Genomic DNA, 1,079 nt, shown 5'->3' with positions numbered 1-1,079 from the left:
ACCTGCTCTCTGTGCATCTAAAAGCAGGATGCAGCGGAGCGTACAAAAACAGTCGTGATTGCCAAACACTGAGTCAACAAGGAGAAGCACTTGCGAAATGGATGAGCGAGAGAGAAAAGAAAAAAGAGCAGTATGCCGTAATGGGCGATTTCAATCACAACTTGTCGTATCAACGTGATTGGTTGTGGGCGATCATGACGCTCGGTAACGATGCACAATTGGTAACGCGAGATACCCAAGCCGATTGCAAGGTTCGCTCAAATAAGAACCCAAGCAAAACACACCAATTCCGCTCTTTGATTGATCACATTATTGTTAGCCCGCAAATAAAAGCGAAAAACGCGCATCAAACGCTGTTCAGCTCACAAGATGTTTTGGATTACAAACTGAGTGACCATTGCCCTGTAAACGCAACGGTAACGCTTAACTGAACGAACAAAATAGCCCAGCATGATGCTGGGCTGTTTTATGTTGTTTGCTAGATAGACGTTTAACTAGTTAACAAGAGAAACCGTTCTATCAAAGCGCTCTTGGATTCAGCAGCACTACATCACCCTGCTTCAACCCCGTTCGCACTCTCCCCAACTCTCCAAGCTGAATAAGCCGAGTTTCTACCTCACCGCTGTCTTGCACCACTTTTACGTAGTCCAATTGGCCAACTTGGTAAACCGCCTCTTTTGGCACGCGAAGTACAACATCGTCGGTTAAGGTCAACGCGACTTTGGCGTATGTACCTGGATAGATAGCCGTTAGCGGCTCAAATTGAAGCTTTACGGTATAACTGCGCGAGTTGGCATCTGCCGACGGCGTCACTTCTTTTACAGCCGCTTGCGCGTTGAGGTTGTAAGACGGAAAAACAACGTCCACTTCTTTATCATAAGTCACATAAGGCATGACAGACTCAGCAAAGTTCACCTCTATTTCCAACGAGTTTGGATTGTACATTGATAAAAGCAAAGCCCCCGGCGTCGCGGTATCACCTTTGTTGATGGGCTTTTGCGTGATCAAGCCATCAAACGGTGCAGTAATGATGCTGTAGCCAAAGGTCGTTTCCGCCTCAGATACCGCCGCTTGCGCTT

Annotated in this window: 2 protein-coding genes; one reads left to right on the top strand and one right to left on the bottom strand. The window is 47.0% G+C overall.

Features of this window, described 5'->3' with window-relative positions; genetic code table 11:
• Positions 1 to 431, top strand: a 431-nt coding sequence (locus tag R7P72_RS25805; protein ID WP_411912913.1) for an endonuclease/exonuclease/phosphatase family protein, incomplete at its 5' end; no start/stop codon positions are given.
• A gap of 88 nt (positions 432 to 519) precedes the next feature.
• Here the strand turns inward: R7P72_RS25805 and R7P72_RS25800 are convergent.
• A partial coding sequence (locus R7P72_RS25800) for an efflux RND transporter periplasmic adaptor subunit (RefSeq protein ID WP_318111083.1) occupies positions 520 to 1,079 on the bottom strand: 560 nt, incomplete at its 5' end.

The organism is Vibrio sp. Vb0888 (assembly GCF_033338835.1).
Taxonomy (GTDB): Bacteria; Pseudomonadota; Gammaproteobacteria; order Enterobacterales; family Vibrionaceae; genus Vibrio; species Vibrio alginolyticus.
The sequence above is the reverse complement of the archived record's forward strand: the minus strand, read 5'-3'. Positions and strand labels throughout refer to the sequence as shown.